Here is a 22417-nt window from a genome sequence, read left to right as displayed (position 1 = left end):
GGTCTGGCTGAACGTCGATCGGTCCTAGCCCGCCGCCACGCCGCCGGCGGCGGGTTCCAGCGCGTTGATCGCGGCGTGGACGCGCGCCTCTATCTCGTCGCGCGGCAGGCCGGCGGGGATCGGGTCGAGGAAGCGGATGGTGATCGTCCCCGGTCGCGCGGCTCCCTTGCGCCGCATGCAGCGGCCGCTGTCGAGCGCGACCGGGACCACCGGCATGCCCAGCGCCTTGTACAGCCCGGCGAACCCCGATCGCAGCGGCGGCGCGTCCCCCACCGCCACCCGCGTGCCTTCGGGAAAGATCAGCACCGGCCGGTTCTGCGCGCGCGCCACCGCCGCTTCGCGCAGCATCGAGCGCAGTGCCTTGGCCGAGGCATCGCGGTCGACCGGGATCGCGCCATAGGCCCGTGCCGCGCGGCCCCAGAACGGCATGTCGGCCAGCTCGCGCTTGAGCACAATCAGCGGGCCGTCGATCCGCTGCGCCATCTCCAGCGTCTCGAACATCGACTGATGCTTGACCGCGAAGAGATAGGGACCCGCCGGTGCCGTCCCTTCGATCCGTACCTTCACCCCCAGCAACCAGTGCGCGAGGAAGCGGTGCGTCGCGATCCATACATGGGCGTGGCGGAGCATCGCCCGGTGCCCGAAGCGGGCGGAGAGCGGCGCGCTGACCACGATCGGTGCCGACACGGTGTAGAAGACGATACGGAACAGCCACGTCCGAACCCACGCGATCACAGGTCGATCCCCAGCCGCATCACGACCCCCCGCACCAGATATTTGTTATATTCGCCGAACAGCAGCCCGAAGCCGGGATGCCCGGCCACCGGGTCGCGCACCACCCGCACCGAATTGCCCAGCGCATGGCGCAGTTCCATCGCCGCGCGGGCCATGTGCCAGTTCGACGTGACCAACCGGACCGACCGGTAGCGGTTGCGCCGCACCCAGTCCGCCGTCTCGTCGGCGTTCGAGCGGGTGTCGACCGCTTCGTGGCCCAGATCGACGCAGCAGCGGAACAGCCGCTTCGGCCCCTTGACCACCGCCGCCAGTTCCATCGGCCGGACATCGGGATCGACGCCGGTGACGAGCATTCGTTTCGCGCTGCCCTGTTCGATCAGCGCCAGTCCGCGCTCGATTCGCCCCGGAGCGCCGGTCGGCACGACGATGCCGTCGGTCCGCACCCCCGCCACGACCGGCTGCGGCAGCGTCACCGCAAAGATCGCGAAGCCCAGCGCATAGGCCAGCAGCAGCAGCGAGGCGACCCGCCCGATCACAGCACGCGCGCCAGCCGGCGGAGCACCGCGAACCGCGCCGCCAGCATCGCGAGGCCGGTAAAGACGAACGGCAGCGCCACGATCGCCAGCCAGTCGGCAATATCGAGCGTGACGCCACCGGCCAGTTGCGATTCGAGGCTCGACAGGCGGCTGCCGAGGAACGCCGCGACCAGCCCGCCCGACAGCACGCCGATCAACCCGCCGGTCAGCGTGTCGTGCGCGATCCGCCGTTGGAAGAGGCGGGTGATCTGGAGGTCGGTGGAGCCGAGCATATGCAGGATGTCGATCGTTCCGCGATGCGTGTCCAGCCCCGCGCGCGCCGCCAGCAGCACGACGGCGGCGGTGGCGCTGGCCATCACCAGCACCAGCCCGAGCGCGGTCCACCCGAGCAGCCCGACGAACGCCCGCACCGGGGCCAGCCACGTCGCATGGCGATCAACGCGCACGTTGGGGGCGACGCCCCGCGCCAGCGCCTCCACCCCGGCGACCGTCGCGGCGTCGCCCTGTCGCAGATCGACGTCGATCATCGCCGGCATCGGCAGGTCGGCGTCGAGCCCCGCCTCGCCCAGCCATGGTTCGAGCAGTTGCGCGAGCCGTGCCCGGTCGACCTCGACCGCCGCCGCCACCTGCGGCGCGGCGCGCAGGCGGGGGAGGAGGGCGGCGACCGCGCGGTCGCGGGTGGCGGCATCGCCCTCGATCACCTGCACCGTCAGCCGCGCGGCGAGCTGCCGGTCGAGCGCCGCCCCCGCGCCCTGCATCGCGAGGCCGAGTGCTGCGGCGAGCGTGGTCAGGAAGATCATGATCGCCATGATCCACACCATCGCCCGGCGTCCCTGCGCATCGTCGAGCAGCGGCTGCGCCGCACGGGTCGCCGCGCTCATCGCGCCGGCTCGGGCGGGTGGCGCAGCGTGCCGGTGGGATCGGCCAGCCGCCCCTTGTCCAGCCGCATCAGCCGTGCCTGCGGCACGCGCGGCAGCAGGTGATAGTCGTGCGTCGCCATGACGACGGTGGTGCCGAGGCGATTGAGCGATTCGAACAGTTTGAGCAGCCGTTCGCCCATTTCGGGATCGACGTTGCCGGTCGGTTCGTCGGCGATCAGGATTTCGGGCCGGTTGATGACCGCGCGGGCGATCGCCACCCGCTGCTGCTCGCCGCCCGACAGCGTCGCGGGGCGGGCATCGGCCCGGTCGGCGAGGCCGATCCAGCCGAGCATCTCGCCCACCGGCCCGGCGATGTCCGCCTCGGCGATGCCGGCGACGCGCAGGGGGAGCGCGATATTGTCGCGCGTCGAGAGGTGCGGCACCAGCCGGAAGTCCTGGAACACCACGCCGATCCGCCGGCGGAACCCCGGCATCCGCCCGCGCGGGGCCAGCACCATATCCTCGCCGAACAGGCGGATGACGCCCCGGCTGGGCCGCTGTGCCAGATAGAGTAGGCGCAGCAGCGAGGTCTTGCCCGCGCCCGAGGGGCCGAGCAGGAAATGGAACGACCCTTCGGCGAGCGAGAAGCTCAGGTCGCTGAGCGTCTCGGCTCCCTCGCCATAGCGTAGACCGACATTCTCGAACTGAACGATACTGGCCACGTTCGCCCTTGGATTTCGCCGCGTGGTCGCCAATCGCACATGGGACGGCGCGCCTCAAGCCGCGTGCAATCGTGCCTTGCCATCGCCTGCCATGACGCCGTAGTTTAATTGCAAGAATCCGGTAGGGCTTGTCGCTGTTCCGGGCGCACGCGCAATGTTCGCGCGCGGGGTTCAGCAGGGGGCAGGGGACGATGATCCTCGAATGTACGCAATGCCATATGCGCTATCTGGTCGCCGATTCGGCGATCGGACCGGCGGGGCGCACCGTCCGTTGCGCGGGGTGCCGGCATAGCTGGTTCCAGCCGCCGGCGATGCTCGATCTGGGCAGCGTGCCGCCCGCCGCGATCGAGCCGGCGGCACCGCGCACCGCGCTTGCCCCGGCCGATGCGCCCGCCCCCTTGCGCGAGTCGCGCCATGAACCGCGTCACGAGTCGCGGACGCCCGATCCGGTCGCGCGCCCCGCGCCGGCCCCGCGCGCCGCCGCGGTCCGGCCGCGCACCGGCGAGGATGCGCTGCGCCGGTATGTCGATCCCGCATCGGAACAGCCGCCGCAGGCGGCGGTGCCCGACGGGGTGCGGCAAACGCCCCCGGCACGCTTCGCGCCGCGTCGCAATCCGGCGCGCCGCCAGACCGCGATCGCGGTGGCGGCGGGCGTCGCGATGCTCGCGGCGGTCGGCGGCATTCTCTACACTGGTACGCCCGGCATCGCGCAGCAGTTCGGCCTGCCGATCGGGCCGAGCGACATGCCGCTGACGCTGTCGATCGGCGAACCCGAACGCCGGCTGCTGTCCAGCGGCAACGAGCTGTTCGCGGTATCGGGCCGCATCCTCAACCCGACCAACGCGCGCCACCGCATTCCCGACATCCGCGCCGTGCTGAAGGACGAGGGCGGCAAGATGGTCTATAGCTGGACGATCAAGCCGCAGGTCCGCGTGATCGGGCCGAGCGGCAGCCTGGCGTTCAACAGCGCCGCGCTCGACGTGCCGGCGAACAGCAAGAAGCTCGAACTGAGCTTCGCTTCGGGGATTTGACGGGTCGTTCCGGGGATCGCGCTTCGGCGGGTTTCCGTACGGCACCCTTGGGCGTGATCGGCATTTTTCTTGGTCGAAGCGAGCGTTTCTTTCGTCACCCCGGAACAGGTCCAGGGTGACGACATGCGCGTGAAGGTCGATACCGCCTAGAAGAACAGTTTGCGGAACGTGACACGCACCACCCGGCCGAGCGGGTCGACGAACCCCGGCTGGAAGCGGAACGGCACCTCGCCGCCGGCATCGGTCACGCGCTGGCGGGTGTTGAACAGATTGTCGACGTTGAGGCTGATCCGGCTGCCGCGCAGCCAGCGGTTGTTGCGCACCCATGACGGCTGCTCGCCGGGATTGACGAACAGGCGCAGGTTGACGCGGGTGAGGCTGCCGAAGTCGAGCGGCTGCCCGCCGGTCGTTCCGCCGTTCACCTGTGTCCCCTCGCGCCAGTCGACGCCCAGCCGCGCGCCGAACCCGTCACGGGTATAGCCGCCATTGAACTGGACCCGGTGGCGCGCCGTGCCGCCATTGTCGTCGATGGCCGATCCGTTCAGCAGGTCCAGCTCTGGCAGTCCGGCACGGATCAGGACCGTGTTCGTGAACACGACCGTGTGATAGAGGCTGGCCTGCAACCCGCCGCCGCCACCGCCGCCGCCCGGACCACCGGGGCCACCGAAGCCGCGCCCTCCACCGGGACCGCCGAAGCCGCCACGTCCGCCGCCGGGACCGCCCGGTCCTTCGCCGAAGCCGCGTCCGCCCTCGCGTGGGCCGTCCCCCGGCGGTGGGGGCGGTGGCGCGTCGCTGGTCGGGCGCGCCGCTTCGGCCGCCTCGCGTGCGGCGCGGCGTGCTTCCATCCGCGCCTGTCGCTGTGCCGCTCCGGCGCGTGAACGCGCGGTGGTGATCCGCTGGAAAAAGTTCAGGCCGTAGCGAAGCTGGCTGTTCTCGGTCCGGGCGAAGTTCACCGCCCGGCTGTCGAGCCGGATCAACGTGCCATCGGCATCGCGCACGAACCGGTCGGGGAACGCATTCTGGATTTCGGCGGTGATCGCCGGGAAGCCCGCGATCGAATTTTTCGCGCGTTCGGACAGATAGTCCGCCTGGAACGTCAGGTTGCGCTCGCTCCACGGCTTGACGTTCAGCCCCAGCTTGAAGCTCTTGTTGGTTTCGGCGAGCAGCGCCGCATTGCCGCCGGAGACGGTGGTCACGTCGACGCTCTGCCCCCGGACATAATCGAACACGCGCGCGAACGGGGTGACGACGGTGGGGTTGCCGAGCTGCTGCTGGCTCGGCGCGTTTTCCTCGGTCGTGAAGTTGGCGATGATCCGCACGGCGGTGATCGGCTGCCAGTTGACGCCATAGCCATAGGTGGTGAGCGTGCCGAAGTCCGACAGTTGCTCCAGCTCGACATTGCCGTTCAGCGACAGTCGGCCGAGGAAGCCCAGCACGTCGCGCTGCGCATTGGCGATCGGCAGGTCGAGATTGGCGCGCACCGACCCCGCATCGCGGCCGAGATCGGTGCTGCCGTCGATCCCCGAACGCTGCGAGCGGCTGCTGAAATCGGTCGTCCGCCCGGCCAGCCGGATGGTGGCGTTCGCCTCTCCGGCGGGCAGCGCGAACGGCGATCCCGACACCAGCCCCTCGATCGCGCCCGCGCTCGAGGTCGACTTCGCGCGATCGGTGGTGCGGATGAAGCTGCCCAGATCGCCGAACGGGCTGGCGGTGCCGGCTAGCACGCCTGCCTGCAATGCGCTCGCATCGACGCCGCGTTCGGTCCGCGTGTCGCTTTCGGTGCGGTCGTAGCTGCCGTTCACCGTCCAGCGCCACCGGCCGATGTCGCCGTTCAGCACCACGCCGAGATTGGCGGTCGTGGTCGCGGCAGTGCGGCGCAGCGGATCGGTGTCGGCATAGCGCAGCACGCGCACGTCCTTGTCGAACGGCGAGAAGGACGAGACACCGGGCAGCGTCAGCGTGAGGCTCGGCAACCCCAGCAGCGATTCGCTGCGGTTGTGCTCGACGCGGCCGTTGACCGTTGCCGCGACGTTGCCGAACACGTTGCGGCTGTACACCGCGTTCGCCGAGAAACGGTCGCTCTGTCCCTGCAACGTGCGGAACGGCGTGGTGTCGGTGACGTTCGGATTGCCCGCCCCGGCGGCGAAACCGGCCAGTGTCGGGCTGCCCGTGGGGACGGCGGCGATCGTCGCGGTGCCGAGCGCCGGATCGATCGCCGCACCCGTCACGGTCGAGGTGACGTTGCCGGTCAGGTCGAACGGCGTGGCCGTGGCGTTGGGCCGGATGCCGCGTTCGCTCTCCAGCAGGTTGGAGGTCGTCTCCGCCTGAAGGTTCAGGTTGAAGCGCTTGTCGCGGTCGACGCGGACGAGGCCGCCTTCGGCCTCGAAATTGCTCGATCCGCCTTGCGTCGGCGCGCTGCCCTCCAGTTCGCTGGTATAGCTGCGAAAGCGCGGGCGCAGGACGAAGTTGATGACCTTCTGATCGGCGCGATAGCCGAATTTGAGCGCAACTTCCTCGGGGAGAATGTCGACGCGCAGCAACGCTTCGGGCGGGAAGTCGCCGATCTCGCGGAAACCCGCCGATCGCCGGCCGTTGATGAGGATCACCGGTTCGCCACCGCGCACCGACTGGATCTGCGGGGCGAGTTCGCTCAGCAGTTCGGTGATCGAATTGGTGCCGTAGCTGCGGATGTCGGCGGGCGACAGTTGCAGTTCGGGTTTGATGTCGCCGGGCACCGATCCGGGGGGCGGGCGGCCGGTGACGACGATTTCCTCGGCATCGCTTTCGGTGTCCGCCGCCGCTGCCGTGGGTTCGGTCGCCGCCGGGGTGGCGGGGGCGGGCGGCGTCTGGGCCACGGGGGCCTGTGCCGCCAGAACGCCCGGGGCCGCTCCCAATGCCAGTATCGCCAGTTTCCACCGCGCCATGCGCTTCTTCCCCTTGTGCATCGTTCCGCCGTTGAAGGCGGCATCCGGCTGCTATCGTTCAATTGTCGCACGAATATCGCATGGCATCCGAAAATTCCGGTAGTGCCGCATCGTGTCGCCCCGGCCCCCAAGCGAGCGGTGGCCGCCGCCGGTTCCCTCGTCGCGTGCAATGTGGCGTGGTCGGGCCGGCGCGGCTATCGTCCGGGCAAAAGGAGCGGGACGATGCAGCGGGTGACGATGGCGATCGCGGACGGGATCGCCGAGGTGCGGCTGAACCGGCCCGACAAGCGCAACGCGATCGATCCGGCGATGTTCGACGCGCTGATCGATACCATCGCGACACTTGAGGGGTTGGACGCGCGCTGCGTGATCCTTGCCGGCGAGGGGGCGGGGTTCTGCGCGGGCCTCGACCTTGCCAGCATGGCGGCGGGGGCGGGCGACCTCGATCTGGGCGATGTCGCGTACGGGCCGGCCAACCGGGTGCAGCAGGTGGCGTGGGGCTGGCGCACCTTGCCGATGCCGGTGATCGCGGCGCTGCACGGCGAAGCGCTGGGCGGCGGGTTGCAGATCGCCGCCGGGGCCGACGTCCGCATCGCCCATACCGCCACCCGCTTCGCGATCCTCGAGGCACGATGGGGGCTGGTCGCCGACATGGCCGGTTTCGCGCTGTGGCGCGGGGTGCGCGGCGATGTGTTGCGCGAGCTGGCCTATACCGCGCGGACCTTCGACGCGGCGGAGGCGCAGGCGGCGGGGTTCGTCACGCAGGTTGTCGACGATCCGCTGACCGCCGCCCGCGCGCTGGCCCGCGCCATCGCCGGTCGCAGCCCGGCGGCGGTCCGCGCCGCCAAGCGGCTGGCCAACCTGGCCGACGATGCCGATGCCACCGCGATCCTCGCCGCCGAACGGCGCGAGCAGCAGCCGCTGCTGCAGGGCGCGGAACATCGCGAGGCGGTGCGCGCCGGGCTGGAAGGACGCGCGGCGATTTTCGGGGGTTAGGCGGTTATGCCCTGAAGCAGCTTGGGCAGCTTGCCGGTTTCGCCACGCGCCTCGGCCATGAACGCGGCTTTCAGCGGGGGGATCGAATCGACCGCCGACAGGCCGAAGCGCCGCACCGCGCTCGCCGCCTTGCCGGGGATGCCGAACAGCCGGGTGAGACCATCGGTCGCCAGCGCCACCGCGAACGTGTCCAGCCCGCGCCAGCGCTGGTAGCGCTCGAGCAGATAGGGATCACCGAGATCGAGACCGGTGCGCTTGCCCTCGACCAGCACCTCGGTCAGCGCCGCCACGTCGCGCAGGCCGAGGTTCAGCCCCTGTCCAGCGATTGGGTGGATGCCGTGCGCGGCATCGCCGACCAGCACCAGCCGCTCCGCCGTGATCCGCGCGGCATGGTGGAAGCCCAATGGATAGCTGGAGCGCGCCGACAGGTTCGACAGGGTCCCGAGGAACCCGCCCATTTTCTTCGACGCTTCGGCAAGAAAGGCGCGGTTTGACAGCTTGAGCATGGCGTCGCGGTCCTTCGCATCGACCGTCCACACGATCGCCGAGCGGTGGCCGTGGTCGTCGTCGTTCAGCGGCAGGATCGCGAACGGGCCGGCGGGGTAGAAGATTTCGTACGCGATATTCTCATGCGGTTCGGCGTGGCCGAGCGTGGTGATGATCGCGGCATGATCGTAGGACCATTTGGCCACGCGGATGCCCGATGCCTCGCGCGTCGGCGAATTGCGCCCCTCGGCGGCGATCAGCAGCGGTGCGGTGAGCGTGTCGCCGCCGGCGGTCGTCACCGTGACTCCCGTCGCGCCGCGCTGCACGTCGAGCGCGCGGTCGCGGTAGCGCAGGTCGACATGGGGGCTGGCGACGGCGGCGTCGTAGATCGCGCGGCGCAGGCGCTTGTTCTCGTACATCATCCCCACCGGATCGTCGGCGGCATCGGGGATGAAGTCGAGCTTGCCCGGTGCCAGCCCGTCGGTCGCGCGGATCGCGGCGATCGGGCAACCCTCGGCCCCCAGCCCCGGCGTGATGCCGATCGCGTCGAACATCCGGTGCGTCGCGCTGGCGATCGCCGAGGCGCGGCCGTCGAACCCCGGCGCCAGCGTCACCGCCGGATTGGCGGGATCGAGGATGATCGACGAAATGCCGTGAACGCCGAGCGATACGCCCAGCGTGCTGCCGACCAGTCCGCCCCCCAGGATGATGACGTCCGCCTGTGCCATGAAGTCCGTCCGTTCCTGCGAAGTCGTTGGATGCAACCCGATCTAGGGGTTGCAGCCACCCGCCGCAACGCCGCCTTGACGACGCGGTACACCCCGGCGCAAACCGATCGCCTTATCGAACAGGAATCGAACGAATGGCGACCAACGCGCAGCCGCTGTTGTGGCGCGAGGCGATGAAGGCGGGGGCGAAGCGCAGCGGCGCGTTGATCGGGGCGACGCTGTTGTTCGTCGGCGTGCTGCTGATCGTGCTGGCGCTGCTCGGCTATTCCCCCGCCGACCCGTCGCTCAGCACGGCGGCGGGCGGCCCGATCGCCAACAAGCTGGGCGCGCCCGGCGCGCTGGTCGCCGACCTGTTGCTGATGCTGTTCGGGGTGCCAGTGGCGTTGTTGCTGCCGCTGGCGCTGATCGTCAGCGTGCGGCTGTGGCGCGACGTTCCGGTGGGGCCGTGGAAGCACATGATCCGCGACTGCGTGGTCGGCGTGCTGGCGATGGGCACCACGCTCGCTTTTGTGTCGGGTGACGCGATCCTGACGCTGCCGGCGGGCTATGGCGGGGTGATCGGCTGGAGCATCGCCACCGCCGTGCAGGGGCTGATCCACCTGATCGGCCAGCCGGTCGCCGAGCTGTGGCTGATCCGCGTCGTGGCGCTGCTGTGCGGGGTGTTCGGCATCTGGCGCTGGGCCAAGGGGCTGACGATCGAGATTCCCGACGGCACCTTCCGCCTGCCGAAGTTCGAGCGGCGCGCCAAGGCGGTCGCCGCCGATCGGCGGATCGACGACGACGCGCCGTTCGACATGACCCCGCCGGCGCCGTTCGTCGCCGATCCGCTGGTGGCGGATGAGGACGACGACGTTCCGGTGGCACGTCCCCCGCGCGCCGAGGCCGATCGCCGCCCGCCCCCGGTGATCGCCGACCGCAAGGCATCGCCCGCGCTCGCCAGCGCCCCCAAACCCGCGAGCAGCGAAGGCCGCGACAATTTTGCACTGCCCTCGCTCGACCTGCTTTCGCGCGCGCCCGCGTCGAGCGGGCCGACGATCGACAAACAGGCGCTGGAGCGCAATTCGCGGCTGCTCGAAAGCGTCCTCGACGACTTCAACGTGAAGGGGCAGATCGTGAAGGTCTCGCCCGGCCCGGTCGTCACCATGTACGAACTCGAGCCGGCGCCGGGCATCAAGGCCAGCCGGGTGATCCAGTTGGCCGACGATATTGCACGCAACATGTCCGCCATTTCGGCGCGCGTCGCGACGATTCCCGGCCGCACCGTCATCGGCATCGAACTGCCCAACCAGAAGCGCGAGACGGTCAACCTCCACGAACTGATGGCGAGCCAGGCGTTCGCCGACCAGAACGCGCAACTGCCCATCGTGCTGGGCAAGAACATCGCCGGCGATCCGGTGGTCGCCGATCTCGCGCCGATGCCGCACCTGCTGGTCGCGGGCACCACCGGATCGGGCAAATCGGTGGGCCTGAACTGCATGATCCTGTCGCTGCTCTACCGGCTGACGCCGGACCAGTGCCGCATGATTATGATCGATCCCAAGATGCTCGAACTGAGCATGTATCGCGGCATCCCCCACCTCCTCGCCGATGTCGTGACCGATCCGCCCAAGGCGGTCCGCGCTCTCAAATGGGCGGTCGAGCAGATGGAGGACCGCTATCGCATGATGGCGTCGATCAACGTCCGCAGCCTCGCCAGCTTCAACGAGAAGGTCCGCGCGGCGACCGCCAAGGGGCAGAAGCTCGGCCGCAAGGTGCAGACCGGCTACGACGCCGAGAACGGCACGCCGGTGTATGAGGAGGAGACGCTCGACCTCGCGCCGCTGCCGCAGATCGTGGTGATCGTCGACGAGCTCGCCGACCTGATGATGACGGCGGGCAAGGAGGTGGAATTCCTGATCCAGCGCCTCGCGCAAAAGGCGCGCGCGGCGGGCATCCACCTCATCATGGCGACGCAGCGCCCCTCGGTTGACGTCATCACCGGCGTCATCAAGGCGAACCTGCCGACGCGGATCAGCTTCCACGTCACCAGCAAGATCGATTCGCGCACCATCCTCGGCGAACAGGGGGCCGAGCAACTGCTCGGGCGTGGCGACATGCTCTACATGCCCGGCGGTAAGGCGCTGGCCCGCGTCCACGGGCCGTTCGTCAGCGATGACGAGGTGCAGGCGGTGTCCGATTTCTGGCGCAGCCAGGGCGCGCCCGACTATATCGACGCGGTGGTCAACGAACCCGAAGGCGATGCCGGCTTCAGCCTCGACGGCGCGCCCACCGGCAATGATTCCCCCGAGGACCAGATCTTCCGTCAGGCGTGCCAGTTGGTCGCCGAGAGCCAGAAGGCGTCGACGAGCTGGCTGCAACGCCAGCTCCGCGTCGGCTACAACTCCGCCGCGCGGCTGATCGAGCGGATGGAGAAGGAGGGCCTCGTCTCGCGCCCCGACCATGTCGGCCGGCGTGAGGTGTTGATGGACGCCGACGGTCGCCCGGCGGGGTAAAGGGGCCGGAACGGATCGCTCCGTTCCGCGCTTCGCCTGCTCCCCCTTTTGCCTGACAGGATTTGCATGACCGACCTGACGATGAACGACGGCCGCACCATCCCCGCGATCGGTTTCGGCACCTATCTGGTCCCGCCCGAGGACGCCGAACGCCTGTCGCGCGAGGCGCTGGATGCTGGCTATCGGCTGGTCGATACCGCTGCTTTCTATGGCAACGAAGCCGGGGTCGGCGCGGCGACCGGCGGGACCGATGCGTTCGTCACCACCAAATTGTGGCGCGACGCGATGGGCTATGACGAGGCGCTGCGCGCGTTCGACGCCAGTGCCGCCAACCTGCCGACAATCGACCTGTTCCTGATCCACTGGCCGATGCCGTCGCAGGACCGCTATGTCGATACGTGGCGCGCGCTGGTGGAATTGCAGAAGGACGGCCGGGTCGGCTCGATCGGCGTGTCGAACTTCTCGCCCGACCATCTCGACCGGATCGCCGATGCGACGGGTGTGGTGCCGGCGCTCAACCAGATCGAGCTGCATCCGACCTTTCAGCAGCGTAAGGCACGTGCCGCGCACGAACGGCTCGGCATCGTGACGCAGAGCTGGTCGCCGCTGGGGCAGGGCAAGCTGCTTGCCGATCCGGTGATCGCCGGCATCGCCCGCGACATCGGCGCGACCCCGGCGCAGGTGATCCTTGCATGGCATCTGCAGGCCGGGCTCGGCGTGATTCCCAAGGCATCGTCGCGCGCGCGGATCGAGGAAAATCTGGCGGCGCAGTCGGTCACGCTGTCGGGCGAACAGGTCGCCGCGATCGATGCGCTCGACCGTGCGGACGGCCGCCTCGGCCCCAACCCGGATACGCTGTAAGCCATTTCCGGTAGTGGGGAAGGATTGCGAGGACCGATCGACATTCAGCCGGACGGCGGCTCAGGCGCCTCCCCTCCCTGACAAGGGAGGGGCCGGGGGTGGGTCGGCTGCTAAGGAAACGTACGCGCTCCACAACCGGCCAACCCACCCCCAACCCCTCCCTTGTCAGGGAGGGGAGCAGATTGGGACGGCATTTCGTTGAATGTCGATCCGCCCTAGAGGTCGCTGCGATGCTTCCGATCCATGCCGTCCTCCCCGATCTGCTGACCGTCTTGCGTGCCCGCTCTTCTGCCGTCCTCGTCGCACCGCCCGGCGCGGGAAAGACGACGGCGGTCGCGCCCGCGCTGCTTGCCGAGCCGTGGGTCGAGGGCGAAATCCTGCTGCTGTCGCCGCGCCGGATCGCCGCGCGCTCCGCCGCTGAACGTATGGCGGCGACCGCCGGCGAGGGTGTGGGCCGGACCTTCGGCTATGCCACGCGGATGGACAGCAAGCGGTCGGCGGCGACGCGGGTGACGGTGATGACCGAGGGCATCTTCGTCGCGCGGATTCAGGCCGATCCCGAACTGGCCGGCGTGTCGGCGGTGCTGTTCGACGAGGTGCACGAACGCAGCCTCGACAGCGATTTCGGCCTCGCCCTCGCGCTCGATGCGCAAGGGGCGCTCAGGCCCGACCTGCGCATCCTCGCCATGTCGGCGACGCTCGACGGTGATCGTTTCGCCGCGTTGATGGACGACGCGCCGGTAATCGAGAGCGAGGGGCGCAGCTATCCGCTGGAGCTGCGGCATCTGGGCCGCAATGCCGAGAGCCGGATCGAGGATGCGGTGGCGGCCACGATCCGCCTTGCGCTCAGGGAAAACGACGGCGGCATCCTCGCCTTCCTGCCCGGGGTCGCCGAGATCGAACGCACTGCACAGCGGCTGGTCGTGCCCGATGGTGCGGTGCTGCACCGGCTGCACGGGACGCTGCTGCCCGCCGAACAGCGTGCGGCGATCGCGCCCGACCCGGAAGGGCGGCGCAAGATCGTGCTGGCGACCAGCATCGCCGAAACCTCGCTGACGCTCGACGGGATCCGGGTAGTGGTCGATTCGGGGCTGGCGCGGCGACCGCGCTACGACCGGGCGGCGGGGATGACTCGCCTCACCACCGAGCGTGCGAGCCAGGCGGCGGTGACGCAGCGTGCCGGGCGCGCGGCGCGGCAGGGGCCGGGGGTCGCCTATCGCCTGTGGGAAGCCGCCGCCACCGCCGGGCTGCCGCGCTTCGACCCGCCCGAGATACTGGAGGCCGATCTGTCGGCGCTGGTGCTCGAATGCGGCAAATGGGGGGTGAGCGATCCGACGAGCCTGCGCTGGCTCGACCCGCCCAGCGCGGCGGCGGTCGAGGAGGCGCGCGCGCGGCTTACCACGCTCGGCGCGATCGATAGTGATGGACGGCCGACGCCGCATGGCCTCGCTATCGCCGGGTTGCCGCTCAATCCCCGGCTCGGTCACATGCTGATCCGTGCCGGCAAGGGCGGGTTCGCCGGCGTCGCCGCCGAGGTCGCGGTACTGCTTGGCGAACGTGGGCTGGGCGGCAACGACATCGATCTCGACCCGCGTCGCCGCCGTTGGCAGTCCGAGCGCGGGCAGCGCGCCGATGGCGCGCGGCGGCTGGCCGACCGGTGGCGGCGGCTGGTGCCGGGGCGCGACGATCCGCCAGCCGATGCGCTGGCGCGCAGCGTCGCGCTGGCCTTTCCCGACCTAATCGCCAAGCGGCGCGACGCGGCGGGCGAGCGCTGGGCGTCGGTCGGCGGGCGCGGTTTCCGGCTGGAGGGCGGCGGCTTCGGATCGAGCGAATGGCTGGCGGTGGCGGAGACGCAGGGGCAGGCGGCGGGCGCGCGCATCCTGTCGGCGGTGGCGATCGAGCCGGCGAGTGTCGAGGCGCTGTTCGGCGAGGCGATCGTGACCCGGCGCAGCGTGACCTTCGATCCCGCGACCGGTGCGATCACCGCGCTGCGCGAACGGCGGCTGGGGGCGGTGCGGCTGTCGTCGGGGCCGGATGCCGCCGCCTCGCGCGAGGAGATCGCCGCCGCGCTGCTGGAAGGGGTACGGCGCGACCTGTCGTTATTGCCTTGGGCTGGGGGAGCGGAGGCGCTGCGGCGGCGATCGGCGTTCGTCGCGGCGATGCGGGGCGACGACGATCCGCTGGGCGATGGCGCATTGCTCGCCACGCTCGACGACTGGTTGCCGCCGTTGCTGGCGGGCAAGCGCCGGCTCGACGCGGTCGATCCGGCGGCGTTGCACGATGCGCTGGAGGGGCAGGCGGGCTGGGACTGGATGCAGCAGGTGCGCCGCCTCGCGCCTGCCCGGTTCGAGAGCCCGGCCGGGTCGACCCACGCGATCGACTATGCCGCCGAAGGGGGGCCGCGGGTCGAGCTGCGCGTGCAGGCGCTGTTCGGGCTGGCGGTCCATCCGATGGTCGCGGGGGTGCCGCTGACCTTGAGCCTGACGTCGCCCGCCGGACGGCCGATCCAGACGACGCGCGACCTGCCCGGGTTCTGGGCGGGAAGCTGGCGCGAGGTGTCGAAGGAGATGCGCGGCCGCTATCCGCGCCATCCATGGCCCGATGATCCGGCGGCGGCGTCGGCGACATTGCGCACCAAGAAGGCGGACGCGCGGCGGGGATGAACCCCGTCATCCCGGCGCAGGCTGGGATCCATGGATACGGGCGGCATCGATCGAGGCGCGAACTTCCCACACAATGGATTCCGGCCTGCGCCGGAATGACGGGGACAGGCTCAGTCCGCGCCGTGGCCCTGCGCGAGATAGTCGTCGGAGCGCATTTCCTCCAGCCGGCTGATCGTGCGGTCGAATTCGAAGCGGCCGTCGCCGCGCGGGTAGAGGTCGCCCGGCTGGGCATCCGCCGCCGCCAGCAGCTTGACCTTATATTCGTAGAGCGCGTCGATCAGCGTCACGAACCGTGCCGCCTCGTTGCGGTTGTCCGGTCCCAGAACCGGGATGCCGACGAGGATGACGGTGTGGAACGTCCGCGCGACCGCCAGATAATCGGGCGCGCCGCGTGCCTCGCCGCACAGCCGCTTGAAGCTGAACACTGCGACGCCTTTCAGCGCCTTGGGAACGTGCAGCGTGCGGCCACCGACGTCGAGGTCGCACGACGGCACATGATCGCGGTCCTCGACGGCATGGTCGGTCAGGCGGAAGAAGGCGGCGGACAGCGCCTCGGTCGCGGCCGGGCCGTTCGGCACCAGCCATGTATCGACCGCGCCCAGCCGGTCGCGGCGGTAGTCGACCGGACCGTTGAGCGGCAGCACGTCGAGGTTCGCCTCGAGCAGCTTGATGAACGGCAGGAAGCTGTCGCGCTGCAACCCGTCCTTGTAGAGATCGGCCGGCGGACGGTTGGAGGTCGCGACCACCGTGACGCCGTGGGTCATCATCTCGGTGAACAGTCGCGACAGCACCATTGCGTCGGCGGTGTTGTTGATGACCATCTCGTCGAAGGCGAGGAGCTTCAGGTCCTTGGCCAGTGCCTCGGCGACCGGGGGCACCGGGTTGCCCGCTTCCTTGGCGCGTTCGACCGCGAGGCGGCTGTGAACCTCGATCATGAAGGCGTGGAAATGGACGCGGCGTTTGGCCGGTTCGGCGACGCAGTCGTAGAACAGGTCCATCAGCATCGACTTGCCGCGCCCGACCCCGCCCCACAGATACACGCCGCGCGGGGCCGGCGCGCCGCTGCCGGTCAGCCGGGCGAACAGCCCGCGTTTGGGCGGGGTATCGATCTGGCCGGCGAGCCGCGACAATCGTTCGGCGGCGGCGCGCTGTTCGGGGTCGGGGCGGAGTTCGCCGCTGGCGACCAGCGAGTCGTAACGGGCAAGAACGGTCTGCAACGATTAATCCACCAAGGGTTCGAGCCGGTCGAAAACGGGCTTCGGGCAGGCTCGAACCCGATGGGGCGCCGGATCAGATGGCGCGTTCGACTTCCATCTTCTTGATTTCGGCGATCGCCTTGGCCGGGTTCAGCCCCTTGGGGCAGACGTTGGCGCAGTTCATGATCGTGTGGCAGCGATAGAGGCGGAAGGGGTCCTCCAGCTCGTCGAGCCGCTCGCCGGTCATCTCGTCGCGGCTGTCGGCCAGCCAGCGATAGGCCTGCAACAGAATCGCGGGACCCAGGAACTTGTCGCTGTTCCACCAGTAGCTGGGGCACGAGGTCGAGCAGCAGGCGCACAGGATGCACTCGTACAGCCCGTCGAGCTTCGCGCGATCGTCGGGTGACTGGAGCCGTTCCTTGCCGGCGGGTTCGGGCGTGACCGTCTGGAGCCACGGCTTGATCGAGGCATATTGCGCGTAGAAATGGGTGAAATCGGGGACAAGGTCCTTGATGACTTCCATGTGCGGCAACGGCGTGATGCGAATGTCGCCCTTGATGTCCTCGATCGCGGTGGTGCAGGCGAGGCCGTTGCGCCCGTCGATGTTCATCGAGCACGACCCACAGATGCCTTCGCGGCACGAGCGGCGGAAGGTGAGCGAGGGGTCCTGCTCCGACTTCATCTTGATGAGCGCGTCGAGCACCATCGGGCCACATTCGTCGAGATCGATCTCGAAATCGTCGTAGCGCGGGTTCTGGCCCGAATCCGGGTCGTAGCGATAGACCTTGAACTTCTTGATCCGGCCCTTCGTCGCCGACGTGTGGGTCGTGCCCTTCTGGATGCGGCTGTTCTTGGGCAAACGGAATTCGGCCATGGTGCTCGCTCGGTCAGCTTGGGGGCGATGCTCCGCCCGATATGCGCGTCAGATACATGACAGGTAGTGCTGCCGCAAATGCGAACAAGGGAAAAATCCTCCCCGTGACCGGGGAGGACCCTTCACATTACCGGCAATCCTTCGAGCAGCTTGTCGAGCGTCGCGGGATAGTCGCGCACCCGTATGCCGGTCGCGTTGTAGATCGCGTTCGTCACCGCCGCGCCCGCTCCGCCGATGCCCAGTTCGCCGATCCCCTTGGCATGGAGCGGGTTGGCATGGATGTCGCGTTCGTCGAGGAACACGATGTCCATCGCCGGAACGTCGGCATGAACCGGGACATGATATTCGGCGAGATCGTGGTTGACGATCCGCCCGTCGCGGTCGTCATGGACCAGATCCTCGGTCAGCGCGGTGCCGATGCCGAACACGATGCCGCCGATGCACTGCGACCGGGCGGTCTGCTGGTTGAGGATGCGCCCGGCGGCGAAGGTCGCGTGCCAGCGGGTGACGCGCACCTCGCCGGTCACGGCATGGACCTTCACTTCGCAGAAATGCGCGCCATAGCTGGCCTGCGAGGTCAGCTTTTCCTGTTTGCCCGGCTTGATCGACCCGGTGGCGGTGAGGCCGTCGCCGATCAGGTCGGTAAGCGGCACCCGGCGGTTGCCGGCGGTCGCATAGCCGTCCTTGAGCGTCAGGTCGGCGGGATCGGCGTCCATCGCCTTCGCCAGTTGCTGGCGCAGGCTCTCGCACGCAAGATAGACCGACGATCCGGCGCTGCCCGCACCCCAGGAGCCGCCCGACCCCGCGCCCGGTGGCGACTTCGTATCGCCCAGATGCACGTCGACCCGCTCGACCGGCAGCCCGAGCATCTCGCCCGCGATCTGGGCGAGAATGGTGTAGGTGCCGGTGCCGATGTCGGTCATGTCGGTTTCGACCAGCGCGCGCCCGTCCGGCCTAAGTGACATCGCCGCTTCGGAGGGTTGCAGCATGTTGGCGCGGGTGGTCGACGCCATGCCCTGACCGATCAGCCAGTCGCCGTCGCGCTTGCCGCCCGGCGTTCGGTTGCGTGTCTCCCATCCGAACGCCCTGGCCCCTTCGTCGAGACAGCGGGTGAGCGCGCGCGACGAATAGGGAATGTCCTTTTGCGGATCGCGGTCGGGATCGTTGCGGCGGCGCAGTTCGACCGGATCGAGTCCGGCCAGTTCCGCCAGTTCGTCCATCGCGTTTTCGAGCGCGAGGAGGCCGACTGCCTCGCCCGGCGCGCGCATCGACCCCGACAGCGTCTGGTTCAGTTCGACCAGATCATGGGTGATGACCCGGTTTTCGCCACCGTAGAGGAACGAGGTCGCCTGTCCGGCCGGTTCGAAATAGCCTTCGCCCGGCAGGTTGGAACACAGGGTTTCGTGGCCGATGCCGGTCAGCGTGCCGTTCGCATCGGCGGCGAGGCGCAGGCGCTGCTGCGTGTTCGACCGGCGGACCGTCGCCTCGAACACCTGCTGGCGGGTCATCACCGTCTTGACCGGACGACCGACCGCCTTGGCGGCGATGGCGGTCGCGACCGCATCCGGCGCGATGCCGAGCTTCGAGCCGAAGCCGCCGCCGATGTAGCGCGCGACGATGCGGACCTTCGACTGGCGTTCGCCCAGCGCCTTGGCGAGCTGTTGCTTGTCGGATGACGGCATCTGGAGCGAGCCGTAGAGCGTCAGCCCGTCGTCGTCCCATACCGCGATCGAGGCGTGCGGCTCCATCGCCGCCGAATTCTGCGACGGGGTGCGCCAGACGTCGTCGACGGTGAATGCCGCCCCGGCCATCGCGCGGTCGAGATCGCCCTGCTCATGATAGGGCGGCATCGATCCCGGCGGCGGCTTGGCCGCGCTGTCGAGGTTGTCCGCGAAGGTATAGACCCCCTCCGCAGGCTCGAAGCGGACGACGACCAGCGCGGCGGCGTCGCGCGCCACCTCGAAACTTTCGGCGACGACGATCGCCACTGGCTCGCCAAAATAGGCGACGTCGGCCACGCCCTGCGTCGGGGCGCCGGTTTCGCCGCCCTGCTGCGGGTTGCGGATGAAGGTTTTCAGGTCGACCACCACGTCGATCACGCCGGGCAGCGCCTTGGCCCCCTCGGCATCGATCGCGGTGATCTTTCCCGCCGCGAAGGTCGCGCGGACGAGGAAGCCGTGGGCGAGGTTCGGGATGTCGTATTCGGCGGCATAGGTCGCCTGTCCCGCGACCTTGAGCGGACCGTCGACCCGCACCAGCCCCTTGCCGATGATGCCCTGCACGCCGTCGTCGAGCAGGCTGTGTTCGACGGGCTTGTCCATCTGGAGCGCGTTGGTGGTCATGCGGTCAGCTCCCTGAGCGTGGCGATCAGCGTGCGGCGCGCCAGCGGAATCTTGAAGTCGTTGCTGCCGAAGCCCCGGGCGTCGCGCAGCAGGATGTCGGCGGCCTGCCCGAACAGCGCGTCGGAGGGAGCATTGCCGACCAGCGCCGATTCGACCGCGGCATCGCGCCACGGCATTGGCCCCAGACCACCGAAGGCGAGGTGCGCCGAGGTGATCGTGCCGTCCTCTACGGCGACAATGCCGGCGACCGACACCAAAGCGAAGGCATAGGATGCGCGGTCGCGGACCTTGCGATAGGTCTGGCGGCCCGCCGGGGCGGAGGGCAGTTCGACATGGGTGATGAGTTCGCCCGGTTTCAGCACCGTCTCCAGATCGGGGCGGTCGCCGGGCAGGCGGTAGAAGTCGCCGATCGGCACCCGCCGCCGTTCGCCGTCACCCCCCAAGGTGATGATCGTCGCGTCGAGGGCGCGCATCGCGACCGCCATGTCGCTGGGGTGGGTCGCGATGCAATGGTCGGACGTGCCGAGGACGGCGAGGATGCGGTTGAAGCCTTCTTGCGCGTCGCAGCCCGATCCGGGCACGCGCTTGTTACAGCGTGCCGCCGTCTCGTAGAAATAATAGCAGCGGGTGCGCTGGAGCAGGTTGCCACCGGTCGACGCCTTGTTGCGGAGCTGGCCCGAGGCACCGGCGAGGAGTGCGCGGCTCAGCACCTCGTAGCGGTCGCGGACCTTCGGGTCGGCCGCCAGGTCGGAGTTGGGGACCAGCGCGCCGATCCGCAGGCCGCCGTCGTCGGTTTCCTCGATGTCGGACAGCGGCAGGCGGCTGATGTCGACCAGCCGCGCTGGCGTTTCGACCTGCAATTTCATCAGGTCGAGCAGGTTGGTGCCGCCGGCGATGAAGCGGGTGTCGGGATGGGCGGCCTCAGCAACGGCGGTTTCGGCGCTGTCGGCCTTGGCATAGTCGAACGATTTCATTCCGCTGCCTCCGCATGGGCGGGCTGGTTCGCGTCGGCGACTTCGCGGATCGCGTCGACGATATTGGGATAGGCCGAACAGCGGCACAGGTTGCCGCTCATCCGTTCGCGGATTTCCGCGTCGGTGAACTCGGGATCGGTGAGGTCGGCGCTGACGTGGCTTGGCCAGCCCTTCGCCACTTCGTCGAGCATGCCGACCGCCGAGCAGATCTGGCCCGGGGTGCAATAGCCGCACTGGAACCCGTCGTGGCGGACGAAGGCGTCCTGCAGCGGATGGAGGTCGCCGGGGGTGCCCAATCCCTCGATCGTCACGATCTCGTCATCCTGATGCATCACGGCGAGGGTCAGGCAGCTATTGATACGGCGGCCGTTCACCAACACGGTACAGGCACCGCATTGGCCATGGTCGCATCCCTTCTTGCTGCCGGTCAGCGACAGATGTTCGCGCAGCAGGTCGAGCAGCGAGGTGCGGATGTCGACCTCCGCCTGATGGGGCTGGCCGTTGATGGTGAAGTGCATGGGGGCGGTGCTCCGAGGGTAGGAACGGGCAACGTCCCGAACGCAAAGGGTTTCCTGTTGCGAAAGGATCGCAGATGTTGGGGTTGATGCTGGTGATGGCGCTGGCCGGAGGAACTGCCGTGAACGAGGAACGTCCCCTGTCGCCGCCGATCGTCATCGCTCACCGCGGGGCGAGCGGATCGCGGCCCGAGCATACGCTCGCCGCCTATACCCTCGCGATCGAGCAGGGGGCGGATTTCATCGAGCCCGATCTGGTGCTGACGAAGGATGACGTGTTCGTCGCGCGGCACGAGAACGAGATTTCGGAGACGACGAACGTCGCCGATCACCCGGAGTTCGCAGGCCGGCGGACGACCAAGACGATCGACGGGCAGGCGATGACCGGCTGGTTCACCGAGGATTTCACGCTGGCCGAGCTGCGGACGCTGCGGGCGAAGGAGCGGCTGCCGAAGCTTCGCCCCGGCAACACCGCCTATGACGGGCAGGACGGCGTGCCGACGCTGGCCGAGGTGATCGCGCTGGCCAAGCGGGCGTCGGCGGCGACCGGGCGGACGATCGGCATCTATCCCGAGACGAAGCACCCGACCTATTTCGCGTCGATCGGCCATCCGATGGAGGCACGGCTGGTCGCCGAACTGAAGGCGGCCGGGTGGGATTCGGCGGAGGCACCGGTGTTGATCCAGTCGTTCGAGGTGAACAACCTCAAGGCGCTCAAGAAGCTGACGGGCATCCGGCTGATCCAGTTGATGGATGCCAGCGGCGGCCCGGCCGACCGCGCGGTGGCGAGCTATGCGGCGATGGCGAGCCCGGCGGGGCTGAAGGCCGTCGCGGGCTATGCGTGGGGGATCGGGCCGAACAAGTCGATGGTCGCCGATGGCAAGCCGCTGATCCATGACGCGCATCGTGCCGGGCTGCGGGTGCATCCGTGGACGTATCGCGCGGAGAATGTGTTCCTGCCCGAACGCTACCGGGTCGAGGGTGGTCCGGCGGCGCAGGGTCGGGTCGGGCAGGAGATCGCCGATGCGGTGGCGGCGGGCGTCGATGGTTTCTTCACCGATTTTCCGCTAATCGGGGCGCAGGTACGCGACAAACCCTATTGAGGATTTCCCGGAGCATGCGAGCGGCGTGGATGGTGTTGATGCTGGCCCCCCTGACCGGGGGCTGTGTCAGCACGGTATGGAATGTGGCGACCGCGCCGGTGCGCGCGGGGGCGCAGGTGGTCGACTGGACCACGACCAGCCAGTCGGAGGCCGACCGCAACTACGGCCGCAAAATGCGCAAGAAGGAAGCGCGCGAGGGGCGGGAAATGCGGAAGCGCCGGGCGAGGCGTAGCGAAGCTACGTCTGAGCCGTACTAGGGTCTGTGGGGATTCACAAAGTTGTGCGGATGTGATTCACGCTATGGATGGATCGTGACGTACTGACGGACGCCCAATGGGCAAAGATCGAGCCGCATTGCCTGGGCAAGCGGACTGACCCC

Annotated in this window: 18 protein-coding genes; 7 read left to right on the top strand and 11 right to left on the bottom strand. The window is 69.1% G+C overall.

All coding sequences use genetic code 11. From position 1 onward, the window contains the following. Positions 1-24: 24 nt before the first annotated feature. From LRA89_RS17695 to ftsE, 4 genes are read right to left on the bottom strand one after another with little or no spacing between them, the layout of a single operon-like run. Positions 25-735 carry a lysophospholipid acyltransferase family protein gene (locus LRA89_RS17695; protein WP_329958527.1) on the bottom strand — a complete coding sequence of 237 codons (711 nt, stop codon included), beginning with the start codon at positions 733-735 and terminating at the stop codon, positions 25-27. Further along, positions 732-1271, bottom strand: coding sequence for a YdcF family protein (locus LRA89_RS17690; protein WP_230772301.1), 540 nt, complete (start codon positions 1269-1271; stop codon positions 732-734). Before LRA89_RS17690 ends, LRA89_RS17695 begins: the two co-directional genes overlap by 4 nt. After that, positions 1268-2152 carry a cell division protein FtsX gene (locus LRA89_RS17685; protein WP_230772300.1) on the bottom strand — a complete coding sequence of 295 codons (885 nt, stop codon included), beginning with the start codon at positions 2150-2152 and terminating at the stop codon, positions 1268-1270. Before LRA89_RS17685 ends, LRA89_RS17690 begins: the two co-directional genes overlap by 4 nt. After that, entirely contained in the window at positions 2149-2853 is a 705-nt protein-coding gene (gene ftsE, locus LRA89_RS17680; protein ID WP_056498421.1) for a cell division ATP-binding protein FtsE, read from the bottom strand. The genes LRA89_RS17685 and ftsE overlap by 4 nt, the downstream gene beginning before the upstream one ends. A gap of 191 nt (positions 2854-3044) precedes the next feature. Between ftsE and LRA89_RS17675 the strand changes: the two genes are divergently transcribed. Then, positions 3045-3884 (top strand): zinc-ribbon domain-containing protein, encoded by an 840-nt coding sequence (locus LRA89_RS17675; RefSeq protein WP_230772299.1) that lies wholly within the window; start codon positions 3045-3047, stop codon positions 3882-3884. 146 nt (positions 3885-4030) lie between these two features. Here the strand turns inward: LRA89_RS17675 and LRA89_RS17670 are convergent, their stop codons facing one another. Then, positions 4031-6829 (bottom strand): TonB-dependent receptor, encoded by a 2799-nt coding sequence (locus tag LRA89_RS17670; protein ID WP_230772298.1) that lies wholly within the window; start codon positions 6827-6829, stop codon positions 4031-4033. Between the two features lie 201 nt (positions 6830-7030). Between LRA89_RS17670 and LRA89_RS17665 the strand changes: the two genes are divergently transcribed. After that, positions 7031-7804: a crotonase/enoyl-CoA hydratase family protein gene (locus LRA89_RS17665; RefSeq protein ID WP_230772295.1), complete on the top strand. Its 774-nt coding sequence runs from the start codon at positions 7031-7033 to the stop codon at positions 7802-7804. Here the strand turns inward: LRA89_RS17665 and LRA89_RS17660 are convergent. Further along, positions 7801-9018, bottom strand: a complete 1218-nt coding sequence (locus LRA89_RS17660; RefSeq protein WP_230772294.1) for a UbiH/UbiF/VisC/COQ6 family ubiquinone biosynthesis hydroxylase — start codon at positions 9016-9018, stop codon at positions 7801-7803. The genes LRA89_RS17665 and LRA89_RS17660 overlap by 4 nt on opposite strands. A 134-nt stretch (positions 9019-9152) precedes the next feature. Here LRA89_RS17660 and LRA89_RS17655 point away from each other — a divergent pair, with 134 nt between their 5' ends. From LRA89_RS17655 to hrpB, 3 genes are all read left to right on the top strand, one after another. Further along, positions 9153-11510: an FtsK/SpoIIIE family DNA translocase gene (locus LRA89_RS17655; RefSeq protein ID WP_230772293.1), complete on the top strand. Its 2358-nt coding sequence runs from the start codon at positions 9153-9155 to the stop codon at positions 11508-11510. A gap of 66 nt (positions 11511-11576) precedes the next feature. Further along, positions 11577-12371 (top strand): aldo/keto reductase, encoded by a 795-nt coding sequence (locus LRA89_RS17650; protein WP_230772292.1) that lies wholly within the window; start codon positions 11577-11579, stop codon positions 12369-12371. Positions 12372-12601: 230 nt separating this feature from the next. Beyond that, entirely contained in the window at positions 12602-15034 is a 2433-nt protein-coding gene (hrpB, locus tag LRA89_RS17645) for an ATP-dependent helicase HrpB (RefSeq protein ID WP_230772291.1), read from the top strand. A gap of 110 nt (positions 15035-15144) precedes the next feature. Here hrpB and zapE read toward each other — a convergent pair whose 3' ends face one another. From zapE to LRA89_RS17620, 5 genes are all read right to left on the bottom strand, one after another. Then, positions 15145-16251, bottom strand: a complete 1107-nt coding sequence (gene zapE, locus LRA89_RS17640) for a cell division protein ZapE (protein ID WP_056498435.1) — start codon at positions 16249-16251, stop codon at positions 15145-15147. 73 nt (positions 16252-16324) lie between these two features. After that, positions 16325-17104 (bottom strand): succinate dehydrogenase iron-sulfur subunit, encoded by a 780-nt coding sequence (locus tag LRA89_RS17635; protein ID WP_055757485.1) that lies wholly within the window; start codon positions 17102-17104, stop codon positions 16325-16327. A gap of 122 nt (positions 17105-17226) precedes the next feature. Then, positions 17227-19446 carry a xanthine dehydrogenase family protein molybdopterin-binding subunit gene (locus LRA89_RS17630; RefSeq protein ID WP_230772289.1) on the bottom strand — a complete coding sequence of 740 codons (2220 nt, stop codon included), beginning with the start codon at positions 19444-19446 and terminating at the stop codon, positions 17227-17229. Then, complete coding sequence (locus tag LRA89_RS17625; protein ID WP_230772288.1) at positions 19443-20420, bottom strand: FAD binding domain-containing protein; 978 nt, start codon at positions 20418-20420, stop codon at positions 19443-19445. The genes LRA89_RS17630 and LRA89_RS17625 overlap by 4 nt, the downstream gene beginning before the upstream one ends. Beyond that, on the bottom strand, positions 20417-20938 hold the full coding sequence (locus tag LRA89_RS17620) for a 2Fe-2S iron-sulfur cluster-binding protein (RefSeq protein ID WP_230772287.1): 522 nt from the start codon (positions 20936-20938) through the stop codon (positions 20417-20419). The genes LRA89_RS17625 and LRA89_RS17620 overlap by 4 nt, the downstream gene beginning before the upstream one ends. 74 nt (positions 20939-21012) lie before the next feature. On the opposite strand from LRA89_RS17620, the gene LRA89_RS17615 reads away from it, so the two are divergent. Together LRA89_RS17615 and LRA89_RS17610 are read left to right on the top strand one after the other, a co-directional pair. Beyond that, on the top strand, positions 21013-22038 hold the full coding sequence (locus tag LRA89_RS17615) for a glycerophosphodiester phosphodiesterase (protein ID WP_230772286.1): 1026 nt from the start codon (positions 21013-21015) through the stop codon (positions 22036-22038). Positions 22039-22076: 38 nt separating this feature from the next. Then, positions 22077-22295, top strand: coding sequence for a hypothetical protein (locus tag LRA89_RS17610; RefSeq protein ID WP_443025010.1), 219 nt, complete (start codon positions 22077-22079; stop codon positions 22293-22295). Positions 22296-22417: the final 122 nt, after the last annotated feature.

Source organism: Sphingomonas sp. Leaf4 (assembly GCF_920939515.1).
Lineage (GTDB): Bacteria > Pseudomonadota > Alphaproteobacteria > Sphingomonadales > Sphingomonadaceae > Sphingomonas.
Note: the sequence above shows the minus strand (reverse complement) of the source record. Positions and strands in the feature narration are given on the sequence as shown.